Below are 23,077 nucleotides of genomic sequence, written 5' to 3' on the forward strand. Positions count from 1 at the left end.
GACCATGGACTGTGGTCTATGGCCTCACTTAAATCCCCTCAAATAACTCAAAACTCTCCATGTACTCGGGAATAATCGGATGCCAATCCAATTCTTCTTGGAGTCTGGAAGCCAATCCCTCAGATGCTTCTTTTTCACCGTGGACGAGAAATACTTTTTTGGGCCTAGAAGTAAAGCCTTCAGCCCATTCTATCAGTTCGTCCTGATCCGCATGGGCAGAAAGTCCCTCGATATAAAAAACTTTTGCTTTGACAGGAACATCAATGCCATACATTCTGGCGGTTTCTTCTCCATCAAGGATTCTTCTTCCCCTTGTCCCTTCAGCCTGAAAACCAACAAAAATGATGCTATCCTGTTCGTTTGGAAGCCTGTGGTACAAATGGTGAAGTATTCTTCCTCCTGTTGCCATGCCACTGGCAGAGATGATGATGGCATCGCCCCGTAGGTTATTGAGAGACATGGAAGATTCCTGACTTTGGTAATAATGCAGGTTTTTATGCAAAAAAGGATTACAACCTTCTTCTTCAATCACAGAACAAAGTCTGTGGTAAGTAGGGAAATCCTTGTACATTTTAGTGACATCAATGGCCATTGGGCTATCTACATAAATGGGGATATCCGGTATTTTTCCTTTTTGCTGGAGCAAGTGGAGGTAATAAAGGATCATCTGTGTCCTTCCTACCGCAAAAGCAGGAATAACAGCCACCCCGCCGTTTCTGAATGTTTCCCTGATGGCCCTTCCAAGTTCTTCCTCGGGCTTTGGATTGGGTTGCTTTCTGTTTCCATAGGTAGACTCCATCAGGAGTATATCCGCAAAAGGGACTCTTGCGGGAGGATTGAATATCGGGTCGTGGTACCTTCCCAAATCACCTGAAAATACGATTTTCTTTTCCTGATTCTCCCCTTTGACTTTGATCTTAAGGATGGCTGCGCCTAGGATATGACCAGCATTAAAATAGGTAAACGAAATACGGTCGTCAATCTTTTCTTCCTGCTCCATGTAAATCGGCTTCATAAGTGGAAAAACTTTTTCAGCATCTTCCTTAGTGTATAATGGTTGGGGTTTTTCATGACGGGAATAACCTTTTTTCTGGGCATAAGCAGCTTCTTCTTCTTGGAGTTTGGCCGAATCCAAGAGGAGGATTTTGGTGAGTTCCATTGTTGGAAAGGTACAATAGACCGGTCCTTCAAATCCTTCCTTGACCAGTTTGGGCAAATACCCTGTGTGGTCAATATGGGCATGGGTAAGGATCACCATTTTAATTTGGGCAGGGTCTATTGGGAATACATCCCAGTTTCTAAGCCTGTATTCTTTCATCCCTTGAAAAAGGCCGCAGTCCACAAGGATTTTAAGATGGTCGATTTCGAGTAAATACCTTGAGCCGGTGACAGTCTTTGCTCCCCCTAAAAACTTGAGTTTTACTTGCATCTTCTTTTGGGTTTGTTGTATCCTAAAAATACGATTTTAATCGAAGCTTAACTGTGATAATTGTCCGTTTTTCCATTCTCTCTAGGTATTTATTTCAACCGAAATTTTGGCTTTAGGCACCTTTAAAAAAAGTACAGATCAATGTTCAAAAATAAGCGGGATACTTGTGGGTATCCCGCCATGGTAATTATCGGTTTAGTTTTTGATTATGTTACTACTTCATAAAATAGGCTCCTTCGAATTTTACCCTTGACAGGCTATCGGCAGAGGTGGTTTTGCCGGCATCATTACAAGTAAGGCAAAGCAAACCGTTTTCATTAAACACCCAATGGTTGCGGGAGTTGATATCCCGTGTTTTGTAGCCATTTCTGTGGATGGTATTTTCAATGATAGGGATGATCGATTTGTCCATCACAAAAGGTCTGTCATAGGGCATCTCAAGGTTGAGTCTAAGGTTTTGAACCCTGAATTTTTCCAATTCATTCAAGTTGATGGATCTTTCAAAGATTATCGTCGAGTCTTGGACTTTGTAGCCGTATTGGATAGATTCAGCGTTTTTCAAGGCATCTGCTTTGTTTTTCCCTCTAGCTTCAAAGCGCTGAAGCAAAATCGGCTCAGCTGCATCTGTCCCATCGAGTTGTAGTCTGACTTCGTCAAATATTCCGTCAATGTTATCATTTGCTACAGATTTGAGAACCATAGTACCCGGAGTAAAGGCCAAAGTCTGTTCAACGTTGTGGGTTGCTTCAGTCTTGAAATTAGCCACTACCCTTGGGATCTGGAAGGCACATAATCCTATACTCAGCAACCAAACTCCCAAAGCAACTAGGCCGAATCTTGCATCGATGATGCTCTTTTTGATCAAGACAGAGATCCCTAAAAGGACGATGATGATACCCGGGATAAGCATGACCACACTAGCTGATATTGCAAGCCATACCGGTACGATTTCGGTGATCCATTCCATGGGGATGCTTTCCCTTATTCCAAGATATACATCGTTTCCTGGAGCTATGCCAAAGTACACTCCAAGCAAAGCCAAAGGTGCTATGGTGATAGCCATTCCGATGATAAATATGATCAATCCGAAGAAAACCCTGATGACGGCGAGCAGGAAGGAACCCAAAGGTCCCAGTGCCTCTCCAAGTGCATTGATTACTTTACCCAGAAACCTGAAAGGTGCCAATAAGATTTTTCTAGACTGACTTTCCTCTTTGGGCATGATCGGGTTTTGGTTTGCCCTGATCGTTGTTTCGATATTGTCCAAGGTGATGGCTCCACCTTTCATCTCAATTCGCTCCGTGATTGATTTTGCCACAGGGGTGATGATCCAAAGGATAATGTAAATCACAAATCCCGATCCACCTGCAAAAATCAAACCTATAAACAGTAATCTCATCCATATTACTTCTATCCCAAAATAAGCCGCCAATCCGCTGGCTACACCTCCTAATGTTTTGTCATCAGGATTTCGGTAAAGCTTTTTGATATTTTTGTCCTCAGGCTCATCATAGGATACAGGAAGAATTACCCATAAAACGATGTAAGCGATGATGGCAAAGAATCCGAATGAAAGGCTGAAGTTAAAGTTCCAAGGTAGAAAATCCCACCCCGGACTACCGAGCTTGAGGTTACCGCTGAAGATCAGCAGAATCGCCACCAACCTGGTCCAAAGCGGGTCTATGGAAAGGTAATTTGCAAAACCTGCACAGACTCCACCAAGGATTTTTCGGTTTTCCAATCTGGTCAGTTTCTTATAACCCTTGGTATTTTCATTGGGAGTAATATGCTTGTAGTAATCATATTCCTCCTGGGTTTCTTCTTTTTTGTCTTCGGCCTTTTCATCCAATTCCTCTTCAATGGCTTTGAAATCGGCAATGGTACCCATTTTTTCAATCAGGCTGTTGACATTGTCAGCAGTGATAACCTGTTTGTTGTTTTTCAGGTTGCTCAGAAATATCTCAGCGATCCGGTTTTCGATATCGGATATGATTTCCTGATTGTCCGCATAATGTGAAAAATGCCTGTTGATTGATTCAAGGTATTTTTTCAATGTGGTATAACCATCCTCTTCTATGTGAAACAGGATCCCACTGATGTTGATGCTTATTGTCTTTTTCATGGCTTATTTCTTTGAGGTGATTAATTGGGTAGAATTGACCAGGGAATCCCAGGTTTCATTCAAGGTTTCTAAAAACCGTGATCCTTCTTCGGTGATGGAGTAATACTTTCTCGGCGGTCCTGATTCGGATTCGACCCATTTGTAGGACACCAAAGCCGCATTTTTAAGTCTGTTTAGCAAAGGGTACAGCGTACCTTCCACTACGATCATCTTGGCATCAGTAAGTTCCTCTATCATATCTGAGGCATATACTTCTCCTCTGGCGATGATATGCAAAATGCAGAACTCCAGAAGTCCTTTCCGCATTTGTATCTGGGTGTTTGAAGCGTTCATTTTTTCTAAGTGGTTTAGTTACCAAAGGGCAGTTCTTTAAGCTCGGATATGCCCCTTTTCTCTTTCTCACTTAGAAAAACTGTACCAAAGTGTAAAACAGTACCTTGTATTACAAGACATGTATGTATAAAAAGGTACCCAAAATTTAAAAAAAAATAAAAAAAGTTGATTTTTTTTCAATGGAGGCATTTTTTGACCAAAAGTTGACCAAGAGATTTTTTTTAGGCTCAACATACAAAAAGGATTTTAGCAAAAGTAGGTGTGGCTGAAGTGGACAATTTTATGTACGCTTGCGAACAGGTTTTTGGCTTTGTCTTACTTTTTATTTTTGATTAAGACGCTTTTTCCTTAACTATTTATTTTTACTTTGCATCATAATTTAATACACGATTAATGGTGATTATCAGGTATTTTATTGGAATACTGTTGTTTTTTAGCGTAGCCAAGCTTAATGCCCAAACAATAGCACCTAAGTATTCCAATGAATTCATGAACATTGGTATTGGCGCTCGTGCACTCGGAATGGGAGGTGCGCAGGTATCCTCTGTCCGGGATGTGACAGCAGCTTACTGGAATCCTGCAGGTCTGATCGGGATTCGGCATCAGCATGAGTTTGCGATGATGCATGCGGAGTATTTTGCAGGGATTGCCAAGTTTGACTACCTCGGGTACAGTACCAGTATTGATATGGACAATTCCATAGGTGTTTCATTGATCCGGTTTGGGGTGGATGATATTCCCGATACCAGGTTTTTGTACGATGCCAATGGAGCATTGAATTACAACAATATCCAATTTTTCAATGCAGCTGACTATGCTTTGATGCTGTCATATGCACGTGATGTTAGCGATGTATTCAAAATTGGTTTCAATGGGAAAGTCATTCATAGAAATGTAGGAAAATTTGCCCAGGCTTGGGGTTTTGGAATGGACGTGGGTGGGATTTTCCTTTTGGAACAATGGCGCTTTGGATTCATGCTGCGAGACATTACCACGACTTTCAATGCTTGGTTTCATAATGCGGAACTTGTTAGGGATATTTATGCCCAAACAAACAATCAGATTCCTGTCAATTCCATTGAACTTACCCTGCCTAGAGCTATATTCAGTGTGACTAGGGATGTTGAGATCAATGATGAATTCAGGGTGCAAGGGGTATTTGACCTTGATTTTACTTTTGACGGTAGGAGAAATACCCTCGTGAGGACAGGGTTGGTCAGTGTAGATCCAAGGTTGGGAATAGAAGCATCTTATCGAAACATGGTTTTCCTGAGGGCCGGAGGCAGCAATGTGCAGCGAATTAAGGATTTTGATGCGACTTACTATACGTCATGGAAACCTAGTTTTGGTTTGGGAGTATTTCTCAATGAAAAGTTCCAGATTGATTATGCCCTTTCAGATATAGGTGGAATCTCTCAAACGCCCTATTCGCATGTATTCAGTGTAAAAGTGAGTTTGAAAGAACACGAACAAAAATTCAGATTGAACAAAGGATGGGAATATTAACATGGTAAAAAGAATCTTTTTTTCAATAGTGGTATTCTTTTGTTCCGCTTTGGCATTTGCGCAAAGCGGATGGATAGATTATAACCAGACATATTATAAAATCCCCACTGCTTCCGATGGTATTCACAGGCTGAATTTTACATCTCTATCTGCATCAGGCCTCAACCCAAATATCATTGACCCCCGCAATATCCGGATATTTCACAGGGGAGAGGAAGTCGCGGTTTTTGTTCAGGGACAGGAGGACGGAAAGTTTGATCCCACAGACTATATTGATTTTTACGGTAAAAAGAATGACGGGACCCTTGATGCTGGATTTTACAAGGATCCTGCCTACCAAGGCAACACCATGTATAATATCCATAATGATACTACTGCATTTTTTCTGACTTTGTCGCCCGGTATTCAAGGTAAAAGAATGGCAGTCAGGCAAGCGCCGGATTCCGCCTTTCCTATACAAAACAATTACCAGACAATCAGGCAGGAGGTATATTCGGAAAATTATAACCTTGGACAGATTTACAATCCTGGAGTATATCTTTCTGATTTTGAAGAAGGAAGCGGATGGGTAAGTGCGGCAATTACAAAGACTAATCCCAGAACCATTACCTTGGCTGAACTTGGTCAGGTGCCCGCCACAGGAAGTGTAAAAATAGAAATCGGACTTACAGGTAGGTCTGCTACTCCACATATATCTATAATCAGTGTGGGGCCCAATTCCAGTACATTGAGGCAAGTAGCTTCTTTTGACTACACTGATTATCAGGCGGTCCACCGGGAGTTGGAGGTTTTGCCTTCAGATTTTAATGCCAACGGTTCCATTGCTATCCGTGTATCCTCGGCAGGCACTAGCGCTACTGACAATGTTTCCATTGCATACCTCAGATTGACCTATCCAAAAGCGGTCGAAAATGGGGATTTTTCAAAGGAGATCTTTATATCCGGTCCTGAAACCGGTAGGATTCAGATCGGTAATGTGCTTTCCGATTATCTTGCATTAGAAGTGTCGGATCCCAATAATCCTGTGATGGTCCCTGTCACAAAGACCGGTAATCAGGTCAGCTTTGTAGCAGGAATAAGTGGTTCACCAAGCAAAGTGATTGTGGAAAATCAATTGGACGTAGTCAAGATTGCAGGAATGACGCCGGTTAGATTCAGGAATTTGCTTGGGCAAAGAGCAGATTATATCGTGATATCTCACAAGATTTTGAGAAGGCCTTCTTCCACCTATCCCGACCCTGTCAATGCACACGCTGCCCACAGGGCCTCTCCACAAGGCGGGGGATATGATACTTTGGTGGTCAATATCGATGACCTGTATAATCAGTTTACTTTTGGAGAAAAAACGCCTTTGGCAGTTTATGAGTTTTTGAGGGCTTATTATCCTGTACACAAACCTGATTTTCTCCTTTTGATAGGTAGGGCAATGGGTATTTTTTCCACAGCAAGGGCCGGAGGAGTCAATTATTTTTACAGGAAAAACCCATCTGTATTTCAGTTTCAGGATATTATCCCACCGGCAGGTTATCCTTATGCGGACAACAATTACACGATGGGACTTGACCCGGAAAATCCCAGTCTAGCTGCCATATCCATTGGAAGGGTTCCTGCCCGAAATCCTGATCAGGTTGCAGCCTATCTTGACAAGGTAAAAGAGAAAGATGCCCTCGGGGTATCTGAGGATTGGCAAAAAGAAGTGGTTCACCTTAGCGGCGGTGTATCGGCATTTGAGCTCAACAGGTACTTTGGTTTCTTAAACGGATTCAAAAATATCATTGAAGGACCTTACATGGGAGCCAATGTTACTACTTACAGAAAGCGCTCCAATTCCACCATTGAATTGATTGACATTTCGGCAGATATCAACAGGGGCACAAGTTTGGTGACTTTTTTTGGTCATGGATCGCCTTCTTTGATTGATATTGAAATAGGCTTCGCATCAGATCCCAATTTGGGATATGCCAATAAAGGAAAATACCCGATGTTGCTGTTGAACGGCTGTGATGCCGGAAACTCATTTGGCAATGCTTATACTTTTGGAGAGGATTGGGTATTGACTCCGGAGAAAGGGGCCACAAATTTCATGGCTCATGCGAATATCGGTGTGGATGTATACCTCCGCAGGTACAGTGAATCATTTTATATCAAAGCTTTTTCAGATTCTACGACGATTTACCAACCTGTTGGAATAGTTAGGAGGGAGGCAGAAAAATGGTTTTTCGCTAGATATGGAGAATCTGCAGTCAACCGTTCTCATGCCGAACAGCTGGTCATGTTGGGTGATCCTGCGATAAGGCTATTTCCTGCAAATAAGGCGGATTATTCTGTTCTGGAACCTGATGTGACTTTAGGTAGCTACGAAGGAGAGACCTTCAACGCGCTCGCTGATTCTCTAAAATTCTCTTTTGTTCTCAAAAATATCGGAAGAGTGGATTTGGATTCTCTCCATTTTAAAGTTTCCAGAAGACTGCCAGATGGGACACAGATCAACTATCCTTTGGTCACCATTCCTCCTGTCTATAGGAAAGACACGCTTGACTTCATGATTCCAAATACAGGAATACAGTCCTTTGGAGATAATATTTTTACCTTGGAAATCAATCCTTCAAGAGAAATTCCTGAGATGACGTATAGTAACAATTCTGTTACGGTCACCAAATTCATCCCATTGAGTGGAACAATACATCTAATTCCTGAAAATTTTGGTATTGTCAACCAAACTGAAATCAATCTTATTGCTCAGATTCCCGGAAAATCGGTCGAACCAAGAAATCTTGTCATTCAGCTTGATACAGCGGCCAACTTTTCATCAGCTACGCGAAGGGAAACAAGAATAACCACGTCCAATCTTGCCAATTGGGAAATCAATTTGTTTCAAAATATTCCCCAACGGGACTCTGTCACCTTCTATTGGAGATCTAGATTTTTAGACCCAAGGGAAGGTGAAAGCCAGGAATGGACAGAGGGAAGCTTCTCCTTCATTACAAATGGTCCAGAAGGATGGACCCAAAGAGAACAGGCACAGATCCAGACCAATCAGCTAAACAACCTTGAAGTCGATCCTGTTAAGCGACAGTGGAAATACAAAGATACCAAGTTGGATATAGGCGTATTTACATTTGGAAATCAAACAGACAGTCTAACTTTCAGAAATACACAGTTCTACCTTAAAGGTGTACCATATATTCTGGACAATGTGAATAATGCCAATTCAAGGCTATGTCCTGATGGATCACTTGGTTTGGTGGCTTTTGAGCAAAGGTCCTTGACGCCATATTTGGTGATTCCGGTACCGGGCTTCGATATTCTTGATGGAAGGAGTTGCGGAAGGGTACCTCAAGTGATACAAAGTGTCAGAAATGCTTGGATCACCCAACCGGGCCAAAGGATGCTTTTGGATTATATCGATGGACTCAAGGATGGGGATTATGTCGTCATCTTTTCTGTAGGAAATGTGACATTTCAGCAATGGCCGGATGCAGTATTTGAGAAAATGAAAGAAATCGGTGCCAATGAAGCTGTACTCAGAAATCTTCAAAACGGAGATCCATACATCTTATATGGCCGCAAAGGTATGGCTCCGGGAGAGGCTGTTGAGATTGTTGCACAGCAAAATCTGGAATTGGAGACCAATCAACAAATCATAGAGTTTGAAACTGAGATCCAGGGATATTTGTCTTCAGGAAGTATTGTAACACCGAGAATAGGACCTTCATCAGAATGGAAACAATTTTTTAATCAAGTAAATACAAGAGACTGGTTTGATGAAGAACTGGCTTATTTTGATGTCGTTGGCGTTAAGCCTACTGGTGAAGAACAAGTTCTTTTTAATCAGGTACAGGCTGGTGAGATTGACCTTTCCAGCGTCAATCCAACCCTTTTCCCTTTCCTTAGGCTAAAGTATGCGATGGAAGATGAGCTTTCTACAGCCCCTGCATACTTGGATAAATGGCAAGTCAATTATACAGGGGTGACGGAAGGTGTATTGATTTTTAATGGGAAAGATGAAAAAATGAACCTTCAGGAAGGGCAGGTGGTAAACCTCAACTTCGAATTTGTGAATATTTCCCAAATTGATTTCAAAGACTCTATACTCGTGGAATGGGAATTCAACAATACCACGACCAAGAAAGTGGAAAGGTTTTCAAAGAAAATCCCTGCAGTCAAATCCGGGGAAAAGTACGAATTCACCATCGAATTTAATTCTGTGGGAAATGGGGGAGAAGTGCAGGTAGAGGTTTTTGCCAATCCAAGGATCATTCTTGAACAAACTTTCAGGAACAACATCATTGATTTAGGAAATTACTTTATTGTAGCCCCGGATCAGAACAATGCCATATTGGATGTCAATTTTGATGGGGTTTATATCCTTGACGGTGACATCGTTTCTCCCACAGTGATGATTACCTCCATCCTCAAAAATGAAAAATCACTGATCCTTAAGAAGGATACATTAGGATTGGAGATTTTCCTAAGAAAGCCTTGTGAGAACTGCCAATTTGAAAAAATCAACTTCTCTTCACCTCTTGTGACATGGACTGAGGCAACTGAGAATAGCAGTTTCAAAGTGGAATTTCGTCCGGGGCCTTTGGACGATGGAATCTATACCCTTCGTGTTTTGACCGAAGACCTGGGAGTAGATAAGCCTTATGAAATCAACTTTGAGGTAATCAATGAGTCTACCATTACAAATTTTTACCCCTATCCCAATCCATTCAGTACGAGTACACGGTTTGTATTCACAGTGACAGGTTCTGAGGTTCCTGATCAGATCAAGGTTCAGATTATGACAGTGACCGGGCGGGTAGTTAGGGAAATACTCCAAGATGAACTTGGACCAATCAGAATTGGAAACAATATCAGTGAATTTGCCTGGGACGGAACGGATGAATTTGGCGATCAGCTTGCCAATGGCGTATATATCTACCGTGTATTGGTCCGAAAGGATGGGCAGTTTGTAGAACTGAGAGGGACAGCAGGGGATAAAGCCTTTAAACAAGGCTATGGGAAAATGTACTTGTTAAGGTAAAATTTTGGAAAGTAAATGTTGCCGAATCATTTCAAAAGATAAACCCTGAAATAGTAAACAAGCAAACACACCAATTTAAGGGCTAACCTTTAGGTAGGTTGAATTTCAAAAAAAGAGCCTATTTCTGATCAGAAATAGGTTCTTTTTTTGAAAGGTTAATTTATGAATGGAATCTCAACCTTCTTCATCCTCATATTCCAAAACTATAATTTCGTACATGTTCTTTCCATTGACCTGCACAGGCTGATAGTAGGTTTCTCCATATCTGACAAGTGTTCTTTCTCCAACCTTAACTTCCTCACCGCCTTCGGAAAGATTTTCTACCAAAGCTCCGGCTGTTGGCGGTACGACAACATATCCTTTAGAGGTTTTTTCATAAAATGCTCCGCCCCAATAATAGTTGACTTCATTGTTCTCCAATTTAACCACCTCGTAATTATCAGGTATCGAGCTCACTTCTGCACCGATAGGTGCGGGAACAACCACCCATCCGTCATCATCCTTTTGGTAAAACACGCCATCCGCATATTGGAATTCATTGATGACATTGGTCACATTGGTTACGTTAGTAATATTGGTTTCATTCGTGACGTTGGTCACATTGACCACTTGGGCCTGTGGTGGAGGCATAGGCATCCAAAAACCCCAAGGGTGCCACATTGGTCCCCAAAAGAACGGTCTGAAAGGGAAAAAGAAAAATGGATGGAAAGCAAAAACCCTCATTCCTCCCCACATAAACGGTGGTCTCATCATCATGGGAGACATCACATTTACCCTTACCACTGTGTTTCTTTGGGCATTGATGTTGATATTATTGTTGTTTCCGATATTGATATTATTATTTCCTCCTCCAGGTCTGTTACTTCCTCCCGGCCTGTTACCGTTTCCGGACCCCGGTCTGTTTCCATCACCCACTCCTGGGTTTCTCCCGCTATCAGGACGGTTAGAAGGTCGGTTTCCGGTTGCGCTTCCTGTCCTGTCAGATTCTCTGTTTCCTGCTCTGCTACCGGATGCACTTCCTTGACCTGCAGACTCTGCTCCGGGTCTTGTAGCTTGGTCCCTGCTTTGACGGGAAGAATTGATAGACCTGTCACTATTTGCCTGATTGGTATTTACTTGTCTGTCCGGAGCCCTTTGTGCACCTCCGTTGATGGAGCCTGCAGAACCAGTAGACGGTCTAGATGAAGGCTGTGCAGCACGATTATTAGATGGTGCTGTGGCAGGTTGCCTTGAGGGACTGTTAGTGCTTGGCCTTGAAGCTGTACCCCCACTCGGCCTAGATGGAGAAGTACTACTTGGTCTAGAAGCTGCGCCTCCGCTTGGTCTGGCAGAGCCGCCACCACTTGGTCTAGCTGCAGCTCCGCCACCGGCTCTACCTCCTCCATGATTCATTCTTTGAGCCATCAGGCTACTTGGATCAGAAGCTAACAATAGCATTAAAAGAGCTGTCCCTGCCAATTTTGAATATTTTTTAAGCATTTTCATGGGATTTCAATTCAATAGGTTGATGATTTTGAAACGATTTTTAGACGCCTTGCGCTTTCAGGTACTGTAAAGTCAAAGATGGCTTCAGGTAAATCAGGGTTTAGCTTCCAATTGGAAAATATACCTTCAAACTGCAGCGTTTCACCATCTTTTTTCTCATGGATCACATATCGGGCAGGAAGGGCAAAAGTATCATTGTGGATCCATATTTGAATGTGTTTATCACTTCCTTTGGCAACAATATGGTGGTAATCTCTTCCCTCAAAATGAACCAACCCCACGTAGTAGATACTTTCGCTGTGTTCGATCAAATCATCTGTAAATGAGGGATAAAAGAAATCACCTGCTGGAAAATCAACTCCATAATCCGCATTGACCATATCGATGGTTTCTAGGATGTTGTCAGGAGTCTCAATAAATCCATAGGTATTTGCTGTAAAGGAGTAAAACATAAGCATGTCTGTATTGTACCAATACCCTAATTCTTCTTTGGGACCTTTGGTATGTACATGCATTTTGTCAGGCCCTACCAAATAAACATCATGCATTGAATACTGCCTTAGGATACCTTTGTCAGGGTCATTGACATCTATTCCGGTTTTGAGCTGAAAGCTGCAGGATTTAAGGTTTCCGATAACCTCGCTCATCCGGTCCAATAAGACCACTGCCCTTGCATCCATGGTACTATCCTGTGCCTTTGCACCGAATACCAATAAAAATGCAACCATAAAACAACTTATTTTTTGCATAGACATAAGGAAATTTATAAATGAATACTCTTTAAGGGAAATCTGATATTAAAATTAAAAACTATTGGGACAAACAACTATAGCATTTAAAAAAATCAGGATTGTTTTCTTCAGAGGTGATTCTTTTGGGATTAAAGATTGAAATGTCAATGAGTTGGATTTTAATTTCTTTTTAAAAACCGCCAAATTCCCCATAAACTCAACACCAAAAGAAGTAGGAAAATCCAGGCTTTTCCTGAAATACTTTCCTGATTGATTGCGCTATAGACATCTGTACCAAGAGTTCCGGCCCAAAAGGTAAGAATAGTTCTTGGCAACATTCCGATACTCCCAAAAAGCACAAGTCGTTTCCAACCTACATGAAGTAGGGAAAAAAGCAGATTGGAAACTGCAAACGGAAGCACAGGGCTAAGCCTTCCGAAGAAAACCAATTCTCCCATCCGGTTTCTTTTTGAAGCAATCAAAGTTTTGGCTTTGGGGTATTTGTCTAAAATGAGGTCTAAACTGTTGCCTCCGAGTTTTTTTCCCCAACCATATCCCAGGATAGATGCGATGTTATAAGCTAAAAATAAAAAAGGGAATGCTTCCCAACCAAAAATAAATCCGGACAATCCTGCGACCAACGTCGTGGGCATCAAAGCCATTCCCATTAGGACAGTGACTAAAACCAGATATGAAATGGCTACCAAATAGTCTGAAAAAACCAGATTTTGCAGGTTTTCCGAATAATTGATAAGAATCGGTAAAGCAGAAAAACTTCCAACAGATGGCATCACTGTCACCCAAAGAAGCGCCAAAGCAACGCCGGGATTAATCCTGTATGCAGATTGGAATTCCTTGAATATGCCTTGCTTTTTTTCCATCTTTGGGCCACTGAAGCGTAAAGGAAAACAAAACTTCGGAATTAAACCCAAAGAAATTAGATATCGCAAATATGAAATTTGGAACAAAAGCCATCCACGCCGGCGTAGAGCCGGATCCCTCCACCGGAGCCATTATGACTCCTATTTTTCAGACTTCCACATACGTCCAAAAGTCCCCCGGAGTACATAAGGGATATGAATATGCAAGGACACAAAACCCTACAAGAGATGCTTTACAAAAAAACCTTGCTGCTCTGGAAAACGGAAAGCATGGATTGTGTTTTTCATCCGGTCTAGGTGCAATAGATGCAGTTGTCAAATTGCTCAATCCCGGAGATGAGGTGATCAGCACCAATGACCTTTATGGAGGAACTTATAGGATTTTTACCAAAGTTTTTGAGAGGTATGGGATCAAGTTTCATTTTATCTCCATGGAAAATCCTGCTTCTATAGAAGCGTATATCAACAATAACACCAAACTGATCTGGGCTGAGACGCCGACCAACCCGATGATGAATATCGTTGATGTAGCCGAAATCGGAAAAGTTGCCAAGAAGCATAATGTGCTTTTCGCTGTGGACAATACATTTGCTACGCCATTTCTCCAAAATCCATTGGACATGGGTGCTGATATTGTAATGCATTCGGTGACAAAATACCTTGCAGGCCATTCGGATACTGTAATGGGTGCATTGATAGTGAATGACGATGAATTGGCTAAGCAATTGGCATTTATCCAAAATGCATGTGGAGCGACTCCCGGTCCACAGGATTGCTTCCTCGTTTTGCGTGGGATCAAGACACTCCATATCCGTATGGAAAGACATTGCCAAAACGGTGCAAAAGTTGCCCAATTTCTCATATCCCATCCTAAAATCGACAAGGTATATTGGCCGGGTTTTGAGTCGCATCCAAACCATACTGTAGCCAAAAAACAGATGCGAGACTTTGGTGGAATGATTTCTTTTGTCATTAAAGGTGACAGGTTGGAAGATGCTTTGAAGGTTTTGGAAAATATGCATTACTTCTCTTTGGCTGAATCACTTGGTGGAGTCGAGTCTCTTTGCGGCCATCCGGCTACCATGACACATGCCAGTATCCCAAAGGCCGAAAGGGAAAAAGTCGGCTTGGTGGATTCATTGATCAGACTGAGTGTGGGGATTGAAGATGTTGAGGATTTAATCCAAGACTTGTCACAGGCATTGGATTTGGTGTAAATATAAGAGGGAAAAAAATTAGACCTCTTTCAATTTTTTTTCCCGATTTGCAAAGACAGCAATTATTGTTTTCTGAAATTTCCTTAAATTATAGCTGTTAAGCGGGTGTAGCTCAGTTGGTAGAGCGTCAGCTTCCCAAGCTGAAGGCCGTCGGTTCGAGACCGATTACCCGCTCATTTTTTAACGAACTTTCTTGAGTTTTTTTAAACGGACCAGAAATCAAAAGTATGATTGGAACTTTGGTATTGAAAGTCAAGCCAAAGCAAGTTCTTTTGAACCTCAATTAGATAAATGAGGTTCTATCAATTGACACCAATGTATTTTTAAACCAAATATGACTATGCAAATTCTTGAAAACAAAACAGCACTGATTACCGGCGGAAGCAAGGGGATCGGATATGGAATTGCGGCGGCTTTGATGGCCCAAGGGATGAAAGTTGCTATCACAAGCAGATCTCAGGCGAATGCAAATGAAGCGGCCGCTGAACTCAATAAAATAGGCAAAGGAGAAGCAATCGGAATCAAAGCCGATGTAAGGGATTTTTCCTCCCAAACGCATGCCGTGGAAGCAGTTATGAAAAAATGGGGAAGATTGGACCTCTTGGTAGCAAATGCCGGAGTTGGTTTTTTCGCCTCCATAGATGACATGACACTGGAGCAATGGCATGAAACCATAGATACCAACCTGACAGGAGTTTTCTATAGTTTAAAAGCAGGGATGGAAGGACTGAAAGCCTCCAAAGGGTATTTTATCTCAATTTCCTCTTTGGCAGGCACCAATTTCTTTGTCAATGGTTCGGCGTACAATGCCAGTAAATTTGGAGTGACCGGATTTACCCAAGCGGCAATGCTCGATCTCAGAAAGTATGGAATCCGGGCTACGACCATTATGCCAGGTTCTGTGGCAACCTATTTCAATAACCACCAACCCAATGAAAAAGATGCTTGGAAGATCCAGATTGAAGATTTGGGACAGATGGTGGTGGATTTGATGCACATGCATCCGAGGACACTTCCGAGCAAAATCGAAGTTAGACCAAGTATGCCCGCTTGATATAGGAAAGATCAGCTATAAAATAAATCTCTGTTCAAAATTGATGCTTCGATTTTGAACAGAGATTTTCTATTTTGCCGACTCATTTAATTTTTGTTTAATTGGTATTCGTGGAATTTATTATTGAAACAGACAGGCTATTTTTAAGAAAATTGGAGATTGAAGATTTCCGGTTTGTCATCACCTTGCTTAACAGTCCCGGTTGGCTGAAATATATCGGCGACAGGGGAGTTAAAAATGAAGCGCAAGCCATTAGCTATCTTCAAAACGGTCCTGTTAAAAGTTATTCAGATTATGGTTTTGGTCTGTACAAAGTCGAAGAGAAAATTTCTGGTTTACCCATAGGTTTTTGCGGACTTCTCAAAAGAGATACTTTAAAACATCCTGATCTGGGCTTTGCTTTATTGCCTGAATTTATGGGAAGAGGCTATGCTTTTGAAGCCGCCAATGCCTGCCTTGATTTTGCCAAAGCCAATCTCGGAATTCCAATCCTGCAGGCGATCGCGCTGCCTGACAATACGTCTTCCATCAGACTTTTAAAAAAATTGGGATTCCATTATCAAAGACCTTTTCAAAACCTTGAAGGGGAAGAGTTGGCGCTTTTTGAACTCCAATTTTAAATCTGTCAGCCAAAATACCGGTGTCAGATCATCAAACCAACTCCTCCGAAAATAATGCCGAGCAGAGAACCTATCACAATTTCTATGAGGTAATGTCTTTTTGTTTCCCACCTTGACCATGATACGGCTAGGGCAAAGACCAAAGAAATTATTCCGGGAAAAATCCCTATACCGAAAATATTGACAACAATATAGAAAGCGATTGCTGCATGCATGGAGGCTTTGATCCGAACGTTGACCAATGCCATGGTCAATACCATCATAAAAAACACAAGGGTTTGCAGGATTACTGCCTCAGGGAATTTCAAAACCCAAAATGCCAACAGCAAAACCACAAAAAGACTGATCGCAAATGGGTAGAAACCCATTCTTTGCTTTCGGTCTGACACATCAAAGTTGGAATATTCCCCACTTTTCATTTTCCTCCAATTGTTCCAAATGATAGGAACTGCCACTAAGAAGATTACAAGCAATGAAACCAAGGTCGCCGTTTTGCTTTCAAGATTTTTAAAAGACATGAAGACGACGTACGCATTTCCAAACAGGAGCGGATGTCCTAGGACGGAGACTGTTTTCGCTGTTTTTTCTTTGTTCAGTATCATCAGTTTGGCTGGATCAAATCCCAAAGGTTGCCATACAAATCCTCAAATACAGCCACTGTTCCATATGATTCCACACTTTTTGGCCGGAAGATTTTGATGTTTTGATCCAAAATATTTTGATAATCCCTTTCGAAATCATCGGTATATAAAAATAGAAATACCCGTCCGCCACTTTGATTGCCTACTGCTTTGAGCTGCTGTTCGCCTGCTGCTTGAGCCAAAAGTATTTCGCATTGACCATATTCATAGCCTGGAGGTGCGATCCTTACCCATCTTTTTGTAGGAGACATTTGGGTATCCTCCAACAATTTGAAATGGAGTTTTTTGGTATAAAATGCGATGGCTTCGTCATAATCCCTGACGACCAAGGCAATCTTTGCAATGAATTGTTTCATTTTATTTCTTTTGATAGATCCGATTGGAGAAGATTAATCGTATCTCCATTCAACCAACTGTTATTTCTATTTCAATGATTTTATTCCTGTTTTTTAGTTTTGGTTAATTTTTTGAATAACGAGGTGACTGATTCAATCAGCCACCTCCTTTAATTTTATGTTTTCGGCTATTGCTAGGGCAATAAGTTCATAGCCATAATCCGAAGGATGGATGCCATCTTCTGAGTAAAATACTTCGGATGTTTTGCTCTTATGGTTGTCAAATGAAATTTGGGAGACCGATTTTTCCAGAGATTCCAATTCTGCGGTAAGGATATACCTATGCCATCCCAAGAAAAAACGCATGATTGCGGGTATCAGAGGAAATTCATGGACCGGAGGAATCAAAGGGATGGTTATCTTTTCAACCTTTTTTTCTTTGATTAAAAACAAGATGAAGGATTCTAATTCCCTTTTGAATTTCCATGGTGGAGTTAGGTTAAAGCAATCATTGGCACCGATGAGGATGATGGCTTTTGAAAAGGAATTTCCTTTTTCGCCTTCGAATTTTTCATATAGTCTCCGAAGGTTTTTGGCCATTAGGCCATTTTCTCCGATGTTGATAATTGAGAATTTCTCACCGGTATGTTTGTAAATCCGGGATGCAAAAGTGGTTTCTGTCCCGGAAGCACCCACACCAGCCGCAGTGGATTCTCCAATAATCAAGAGCTTTGGTTTTGATTCTTTGGCCTCTATTTTCAGGTATTCACTCCTTGATGGAAGTTTGATAATGTCGTTTTTGAGTTTTTTTCCAATGATATAAAGGATTGGGAAAATAGGAATCAAAACCGACATCTCTAAAAAATATAAAAACCGGTTGCGCATGACTTGATCGAAATGGATTAAACAAAACACCAAGCCTTGGTCCAAAGCTTGGTGCAATATCTTCTGTTCATAAAAGATTATCCTCCCACTTTTTTGGCTTTATATCCTTCCTGAATCAAAATCTGAAGGACTTTGTCGCGATGGTCACCTTGGATGAGAATTTCACCTTCTTTGGCACTTCCTCCGACACCACATTTGCTTTTGAGGATTTTGCCCAGTTCTTTGAGGTCATCATCTGTCCCTACAAAGCCTTCCACCAAAGTCACCTGCTTTCCGCCCCGGGATTTTTTGTCCAACATGACTTTGAGATTTTGTTTTTGGGGAGACAAAGTTTCTTCTTCCTTGTCTCCACCAAAATTAAAAGTGAAATCACTACTGGTAGAATAGACTACACCGTCTCTTTTCTTCCAATCGTTATTATTCTTTTTTGACATGTTATTTTTTTGATTTCATCGTCCACACCGGCCTTTTGGCGGCATTGACCACATCTTCGGCGATGCTTCCGCTCAGCAGATGCAAAAATCCTGTCCTGCCATGGGTAGCCATCGCGATCATATCTGCATCTACATCGTCCGCAAATTCAAGAATTCCTTCTTCTTCGGAAGTACTGTTATAAATCTGCATGGAAGCAACTTTGATTTCAAAATCTTCCACAAAGCTTTTCATTTTTTCCATGGAAGTCCTTGTGCTTTCAAACATTGAAGGGGTGTTAATTTTAACCAAATGAAGCTCTGCATCGATGGTGTTGATTGCTGCCTTCAATCTATCGATCACTTCACCTGGCACATTGGAAAAGTCACTTGCAAAAATCACTTTTCGGATGCTATCTGCTGAGATAGGTCCTTTGATGGTAATGACCGGGCAGGAGGCATGTCTTACGACTTTTTCAGTGTTACTTCCTATCAGAACTTCTTCCATACCGGATGAACCCTTACTGCCCATGATCACAATATCTGCCTTAGCATCCACTATTTCTTTTGAAATACCGGCAAATGGATTTCCAAAGACCATCTTGGTTTCAAATTTAAATCCGCTGTCTTTGAATTCCTCCTCTAGGGCAGCCATCTGTTTTTTTCTCTTTTCGATCAATTCGATCATAAAAATCTGATTGGACTCACTGCTAAATGACCCAACTTCCCCTATTGTCGAAAAACTCTGGGGCGAAGGAAGCTCAATGACGTGAAGGAGCTCAAGTTTGTTTTTTGTCCTTTTTGCCATTTCTGTGGCAAATTCAAAAGCATAGTCTGCTTCTTTGGAAAAATCATAAGGAACGAGAATTGTTTTCATGGTATAGGGTGTTTATTGATGCAGGAAAATACAAAAATTACCTCAAACCTTTAAGTAACTAACTCTTTTTATCTAAAAAAATAATATTCCAATACCAAAAACAATAACCCATAACAAAGTGGAAATTGCCATTTTTTTCAGGTAAGGATCCAGGTCTCGGGCCTCGGTTTTATTGGCTACGGCATTGCCGACTTTGGCCATTAAAGGAAATACTGCCAAAGCTACCAAGCAGCCATAGTTTTCATTGGTGATAGAAAAGAAAACCAGCGAAACATTCCCTCCAATGATCAATGCCCAATTGTAAATCACCGCTTTTTCTCTTCCGATTCGGACAGGAATTGATTTCTTTCCTGCCTTAGTATCCGCCTTGATATCCCGTATATTATTGATATTCAATACAGCTGAACTAAAAAAACCCAATGAAACCGCAGGAAAAACAATACTCCAATCAAAAGAGAGTGAATGGAGAAAATAGGTACCCATAACTCCCAAAAGACCAAAAAACAAGAAAACCGAAATATCACCTAGCCCGGCATAGCCATAAGGCTTGCTTCCTGAGGTATAAGTCACAGCAGCAATGATGGATGCTATTCCCAAACCCAAAAACAAAAGAAATATTTTCCAATCCTGAAGGGAAATGTACAACAAAGCCAATCCTGAAATAAGAGAAAGTGTCCCAAACAAGAACATTGCTTTTTTCATTTCTCCCAGACTGATGACTCCAGACTGAACTGCCCTTATCGGTCCTTCTCTATCTGCGGAATCTGCACCATGGATGCTATCACCATAGTCGTTTGCAAGATTGGATAGTATCTGAAGAAAAATTGTCGTCAATGCTGCCAAAAGAAACACCCAAAGACGAAATTGATCTTGGAAAGCTGCAAGAAATGAACCCATTAAAATACTGGATAAAGCCAAGGGGAGGGTTCTCAAACGGATGGCATGCATCCAAGCTTGCTTTTTATTGGATAAGGTGACTTCCACTTTTTGATTTTGAATCAAAACTAATAAAAAGACCTGTTTTCGGAAGGAAAACAGGTCTGATTCTCACAATAAATATTTTTTTATTCAGCGATCAACTGGAGGATTTCTTCATCCATAGGCTTCACTGAGGAAGCGAAAAACTTTACAAGTTCACCTTTTTCATTGATGAAGTATTTACAGAAGTTCCATGTAGGTTCTTTGTCATTCCATCCATTTAGGTCTTTGTCTGAAAGCCATTTGTAAAGGGGAGCTTTGTCATCACCTTTTACGGATATTTTGTCCATCATCATAAAGGTGACACCAAACTTGGAAGAGCAGAATTCTTTGATTTCCTCATTGGTTCCAGGTTCCTGACCACCAAAATTATTGGCAGGAAAACCGATGATCGTCACCTCATCTCCATGTTCCTGATGAAGTTTCTGGAGGTCTTCGTACTGTTTGGTATAGCCACACTTTGAGGCTACATTCACCAATAGTAGTTTCTTTCCTTTGAATTGGGAGAAATCGACTTCCTGACCATTGATGTCTTTCATTTTAAAATCGTAAAAGGATTTTTCCATCATCATTTGATCTAGTGGTACATTGTTGACTGGTTCTTGCTTTTGGATAAAGCCAGTGAAGGCTAAAGCGATGATTGCGAAAGTGCTTAGGATTTTTTTCATATTACATTCTGTCTGGGACTTTGATACCTAATAACTGCATGCCCTTGCGGATTGTTTTGGCGGTAATGGCAGAAATTGCAATTCGGAAGGATTGGACCTTAGGGTCATTTTCATGGAAGATCGACAATTCTGCGTAGAATCTATTATATTCTTTAGCCAAGTCAAAAAGATACTGTGCCAATACTGAAGGGGAATATTCTTCTCCTGCTGCTATGATTTTTTTCTCAAACTCATTCAAAACTACAATCAAATCCCTTTCTGCAGGTTCAAGTTTGTCCAATCCTTCAAATCCCGCACTGCTGTAATCTACTCCGATCTGATCTGCTTTGCGCAGAATCGAGGCGATCCTCGCATGGGAATATTGGATAAAAGGACCAGTATTCCCCTGGAATTCAATGGATTCCTGAGGGTTGAAAAGCATCCTTTTCTTGGGATCAACTTTGAGTAAGAAATATTTCAAAGCACCCATTCCCAATATTTCATAGAGTTCAGCGGCTTTTTCAGCGCTGAAACCATCGATTTTCCCCAACTCTTTGGTATGGCTTTCGGCAGTCTCGATCATTTCCTGCATGAGGTCATCTGCATCGACCACTGTACCTTCTCTAGATTTCATTTTGCCGGTAGGCAAATCCACCATTCCATAGGATAAGTGATACAGACCATCCCCATAAGGACGGCCCAACTTGCGCATGATCTTGAACAACACATCGAAATGGTAATCCTGCTCGTTGCCGACAACATAGACCGATTTGTCAAAATGGAAATCCTGGTATTTCAATTCGCAGGTTCCCATGTCTTGGGTAATGTATACCGATGTGCCATCAGCCCTAAGCACAAGTTTTTCGTCCAGACCTTCAGCTGACAGGTCGACCCAAACAGAACCGTTTTCTTTTTTGAAGAAAACGCCTTTTTCAAGTCCTTCATCGACAATGTTTTTCCCCAAAAGGTAGGTATCAGATTCGTAATAAAACTTGTCAAAATCAACACCCATCTTTTTGTAAGTGGCGTCAAATCCCTCATACACCCATCCGTTCATGGTTTTCCAAAGGTCAACGACGTCTTTGTCTCCTGCCTCCCAAAGCCTCAGCATTTCCTGAGCTTCGAGCATCAAGGGTGCATTTTTCTTGGCCTGCTCTTCTGTTTGGCCTTCGGTTACAAGCTGTTGGATTTCTTTTTTGTATTCCTTATCAAAAATCACATAGTATTTTCCTGCCAAATGGTCTCCTTTTAGTCCGCTTGAAGATGGGGTTTCTCCATTGCCGTGGTGTCTGTAAGCCACCATCGACTTGCAGATATGGATACCACGGTCATTGACGAGGTTGGCTTTGACTACTTCATAGCCGTTGGCCTTCAGGATTTCAGCAACGGCATAGCCTAGGAAATTATTCCTTAAGTGCCCAAGATGCAGCGGCTTGTTGGTGTTGGGGCTGCTGTATTCGACCATTACCTTTTTCCCGTTTGCGGGAAGTTGGCCCAAATCCGGATTGCCGTAGATCTTTGAAAAAATATCCAACCAAGATGTCTCACTCACAGAGATGTTCAGGAATCCTTTGACGGTGTTGAAAGAAGAGACCACATCACAGTTTGCCACGAGATATTCCCCGATTTTTGCACCCGAAGCCTCAGGATTGAGTTTGGTGATTTTCAAAAAAGGAAAAACGACAAAGGTGAAAGTCCCCTCAAACTCCTTTCGGGTAGGTTGTAGGGCAAGTTCTTCTATAGTTGCCTGATGACCAAAAAGCTCTTGAAAAGCTTGTTGAATGCTGGCGGTTATTTTCTGTTCTATATTCATGAAATAGACATGAGACGTGAGATATGAGATTTGAGACTGTGACCATCGATCGGTATTAGAATCTCTTTCTCAGTTATTAATTTT

At 41.5% G+C, this 23,077-nt stretch carries 19 protein-coding genes and 1 tRNA gene; 6 read left to right on the forward strand and 14 right to left on the reverse strand.

What is annotated here, in order from left to right; genetic code table 11:
- Positions 1-28: 28 nt before the first annotated feature.
- From NU887_RS00675 to NU887_RS00685, 3 genes are all read right to left on the reverse strand, one after another.
- Entirely contained in the window at positions 29-1,429 is a 1,401-nt protein-coding gene (locus NU887_RS00675; RefSeq protein ID WP_258421423.1) for an MBL fold metallo-hydrolase RNA specificity domain-containing protein, read from the reverse strand.
- A gap of 214 nt (positions 1,430-1,643) precedes the next feature.
- A complete protein-coding gene (locus NU887_RS00680; protein ID WP_258421424.1) occupies positions 1,644-3,551 on the reverse strand; it encodes a PspC domain-containing protein in 1,908 nt (635 codons plus the stop codon).
- Between the two features lie 3 nt (positions 3,552-3,554).
- Entirely contained in the window at positions 3,555-3,884 is a 330-nt protein-coding gene (locus NU887_RS00685) for a PadR family transcriptional regulator (RefSeq protein WP_258421425.1), read from the reverse strand.
- Positions 3,885-4,277: 393 nt separating this feature from the next.
- Here NU887_RS00685 and NU887_RS00690 point away from each other — a divergent pair, with 393 nt between their 5' ends.
- Together NU887_RS00690 and porU2 are read left to right on the forward strand one after the other, a co-directional pair.
- Positions 4,278-5,390: a putative type IX sorting system protein PorV2 gene (locus tag NU887_RS00690; protein WP_258421426.1), complete on the forward strand. Its 1,113-nt coding sequence runs from the start codon at positions 4,278-4,280 to the stop codon at positions 5,388-5,390.
- A gap of 1 nt (position 5,391) precedes the next feature.
- Complete coding sequence (gene porU2, locus NU887_RS00695) at positions 5,392-10,419, forward strand: putative type IX secretion system sortase PorU2 (protein WP_258421427.1); 5,028 nt, start codon at positions 5,392-5,394, stop codon at positions 10,417-10,419.
- 174 nt (positions 10,420-10,593) lie between these two features.
- Here porU2 and NU887_RS00700 read toward each other — a convergent pair whose 3' ends face one another.
- The 3 genes from NU887_RS00700 to NU887_RS00710 form a co-directional block, all read right to left on the reverse strand.
- Complete coding sequence (locus NU887_RS00700) at positions 10,594-11,898, reverse strand: DUF6515 family protein (protein ID WP_258421428.1); 1,305 nt, start codon at positions 11,896-11,898, stop codon at positions 10,594-10,596.
- A 17-nt stretch (positions 11,899-11,915) separates the two neighbouring features.
- Positions 11,916-12,632, reverse strand: a complete 717-nt coding sequence (locus tag NU887_RS00705; RefSeq protein WP_258421429.1) for a DUF2092 domain-containing protein — start codon at positions 12,630-12,632, stop codon at positions 11,916-11,918.
- A gap of 182 nt (positions 12,633-12,814) precedes the next feature.
- Complete coding sequence (locus NU887_RS00710; protein WP_258421430.1) at positions 12,815-13,516, reverse strand: TVP38/TMEM64 family protein; 702 nt, start codon at positions 13,514-13,516, stop codon at positions 12,815-12,817.
- 71 nt (positions 13,517-13,587) lie between these two features.
- Here NU887_RS00710 and NU887_RS00715 point away from each other — a divergent pair, with 71 nt between their 5' ends.
- From NU887_RS00715 to NU887_RS00730, 4 genes are all read left to right on the forward strand, one after another.
- Positions 13,588-14,733: a cystathionine gamma-synthase gene (locus NU887_RS00715; RefSeq protein WP_258421431.1), complete on the forward strand. Its 1,146-nt coding sequence runs from the start codon at positions 13,588-13,590 to the stop codon at positions 14,731-14,733.
- Positions 14,734-14,834: 101 nt separating this feature from the next.
- Positions 14,835-14,907, forward strand: a tRNA-Gly gene (locus NU887_RS00720).
- A gap of 166 nt (positions 14,908-15,073) precedes the next feature.
- The gene (locus NU887_RS00725) at positions 15,074-15,787 is read left to right on the forward strand and encodes an SDR family oxidoreductase (protein WP_258421432.1); all 714 of its coding nucleotides are present in this window, start codon (positions 15,074-15,076) and stop codon (positions 15,785-15,787) included.
- A gap of 110 nt (positions 15,788-15,897) precedes the next feature.
- The gene (locus NU887_RS00730) at positions 15,898-16,407 is read left to right on the forward strand and encodes a GNAT family N-acetyltransferase (RefSeq protein ID WP_258421433.1); all 510 of its coding nucleotides are present in this window, start codon (positions 15,898-15,900) and stop codon (positions 16,405-16,407) included.
- A 23-nt stretch (positions 16,408-16,430) separates the two neighbouring features.
- On the opposite strand, the gene NU887_RS00735 is transcribed toward NU887_RS00730, so the two are convergent.
- The 8 genes from NU887_RS00735 to argS form a co-directional block, all read right to left on the reverse strand.
- Positions 16,431-17,009 (reverse strand): phosphatase PAP2 family protein, encoded by a 579-nt coding sequence (locus NU887_RS00735; protein WP_258421434.1) that lies wholly within the window; start codon positions 17,007-17,009, stop codon positions 16,431-16,433.
- Positions 17,009-17,404, reverse strand: a complete 396-nt coding sequence (locus NU887_RS00740) for a VOC family protein (RefSeq protein ID WP_258421435.1) — start codon at positions 17,402-17,404, stop codon at positions 17,009-17,011. The genes NU887_RS00735 and NU887_RS00740 overlap by 1 nt, the downstream gene beginning before the upstream one ends.
- Before the next feature lie 132 nt (positions 17,405-17,536).
- A complete protein-coding gene (locus tag NU887_RS00745) occupies positions 17,537-18,268 on the reverse strand; it encodes a GDSL-type esterase/lipase family protein (RefSeq protein WP_258421436.1) in 732 nt (243 codons plus the stop codon).
- A 77-nt stretch (positions 18,269-18,345) separates the two neighbouring features.
- Positions 18,346-18,702 carry a translation initiation factor gene (locus tag NU887_RS00750; protein WP_258421437.1) on the reverse strand — a complete coding sequence of 119 codons (357 nt, stop codon included), beginning with the start codon at positions 18,700-18,702 and terminating at the stop codon, positions 18,346-18,348.
- Between the two features lies 1 nt (position 18,703).
- Complete coding sequence (locus NU887_RS00755; RefSeq protein ID WP_258421438.1) at positions 18,704-19,555, reverse strand: universal stress protein; 852 nt, start codon at positions 19,553-19,555, stop codon at positions 18,704-18,706.
- Positions 19,556-19,627: 72 nt separating this feature from the next.
- Entirely contained in the window at positions 19,628-20,539 is a 912-nt protein-coding gene (locus NU887_RS00760; RefSeq protein WP_258421439.1) for a 1,4-dihydroxy-2-naphthoate polyprenyltransferase, read from the reverse strand.
- An 80-nt stretch (positions 20,540-20,619) separates the two neighbouring features.
- The gene (locus NU887_RS00765; protein WP_258421440.1) at positions 20,620-21,201 is read right to left on the reverse strand and encodes a glutathione peroxidase; all 582 of its coding nucleotides are present in this window, start codon (positions 21,199-21,201) and stop codon (positions 20,620-20,622) included.
- 1 nt (position 21,202) lies between these two features.
- The gene (gene argS, locus NU887_RS00770) at positions 21,203-22,993 is read right to left on the reverse strand and encodes an arginine--tRNA ligase (protein ID WP_258421441.1); all 1,791 of its coding nucleotides are present in this window, start codon (positions 22,991-22,993) and stop codon (positions 21,203-21,205) included.
- Between the last annotated feature and the right edge of the window lie 84 nt (positions 22,994-23,077).

Origin of the sequence: Aquiflexum gelatinilyticum (assembly GCF_024741135.1) — a bacterium.
GTDB lineage: Bacteria > Bacteroidota > Bacteroidia > Cytophagales > Cyclobacteriaceae > Cognataquiflexum > Cognataquiflexum gelatinilyticum.

Bases quoted from the DNA above. Each gene is read 5' to 3' on its own strand.
- NU887_RS00675 (WP_258421423.1), bottom strand. From the start codon at position 1,429: ATGCAAGTAAAACTCAAGTTTTTAGGGGGAGCAAAGACTGTCACCGGC.
- NU887_RS00680 (WP_258421424.1), bottom strand. From the start codon at position 3,551: ATGAAAAAGACAATAAGCATCAACATCAGTGGGATCCTGTTTCACATA.
- NU887_RS00685 (WP_258421425.1), bottom strand. From the start codon at position 3,884: ATGAACGCTTCAAACACCCAGATACAAATGCGGAAAGGACTTCTGGAG.
- NU887_RS00690 (WP_258421426.1), top strand. From the start codon at position 4,278: ATGGTGATTATCAGGTATTTTATTGGAATACTGTTGTTTTTTAGCGTA.
- porU2 (WP_258421427.1), top strand. From the start codon at position 5,392: ATGGTAAAAAGAATCTTTTTTTCAATAGTGGTATTCTTTTGTTCCGCT.
- NU887_RS00700 (WP_258421428.1), bottom strand. From the start codon at position 11,898: ATGCTTAAAAAATATTCAAAATTGGCAGGGACAGCTCTTTTAATGCTA.
- NU887_RS00705 (WP_258421429.1), bottom strand. From the start codon at position 12,632: ATGGTTGCATTTTTATTGGTATTCGGTGCAAAGGCACAGGATAGTACC.
- NU887_RS00710 (WP_258421430.1), bottom strand. From the start codon at position 13,516: ATGGAAAAAAAGCAAGGCATATTCAAGGAATTCCAATCTGCATACAGG.
- NU887_RS00715 (WP_258421431.1), top strand. From the start codon at position 13,588: ATGAAATTTGGAACAAAAGCCATCCACGCCGGCGTAGAGCCGGATCCC.
- NU887_RS00725 (WP_258421432.1), top strand. From the start codon at position 15,074: ATGCAAATTCTTGAAAACAAAACAGCACTGATTACCGGCGGAAGCAAG.
- NU887_RS00735 (WP_258421434.1), bottom strand. From the start codon at position 17,009: ATGATACTGAACAAAGAAAAAACAGCGAAAACAGTCTCCGTCCTAGGA.
- NU887_RS00740 (WP_258421435.1), bottom strand. From the start codon at position 17,404: ATGAAACAATTCATTGCAAAGATTGCCTTGGTCGTCAGGGATTATGAC.
- NU887_RS00745 (WP_258421436.1), bottom strand. From the start codon at position 18,268: ATGCGCAACCGGTTTTTATATTTTTTAGAGATGTCGGTTTTGATTCCT.
- NU887_RS00750 (WP_258421437.1), bottom strand. From the start codon at position 18,702: ATGTCAAAAAAGAATAATAACGATTGGAAGAAAAGAGACGGTGTAGTC.
- NU887_RS00755 (WP_258421438.1), bottom strand. From the start codon at position 19,555: ATGAAAACAATTCTCGTTCCTTATGATTTTTCCAAAGAAGCAGACTAT.
- NU887_RS00765 (WP_258421440.1), bottom strand. From the start codon at position 21,201: ATGAAAAAAATCCTAAGCACTTTCGCAATCATCGCTTTAGCCTTCACT.
- argS (WP_258421441.1), bottom strand. From the start codon at position 22,993: ATGAATATAGAACAGAAAATAACCGCCAGCATTCAACAAGCTTTTCAA.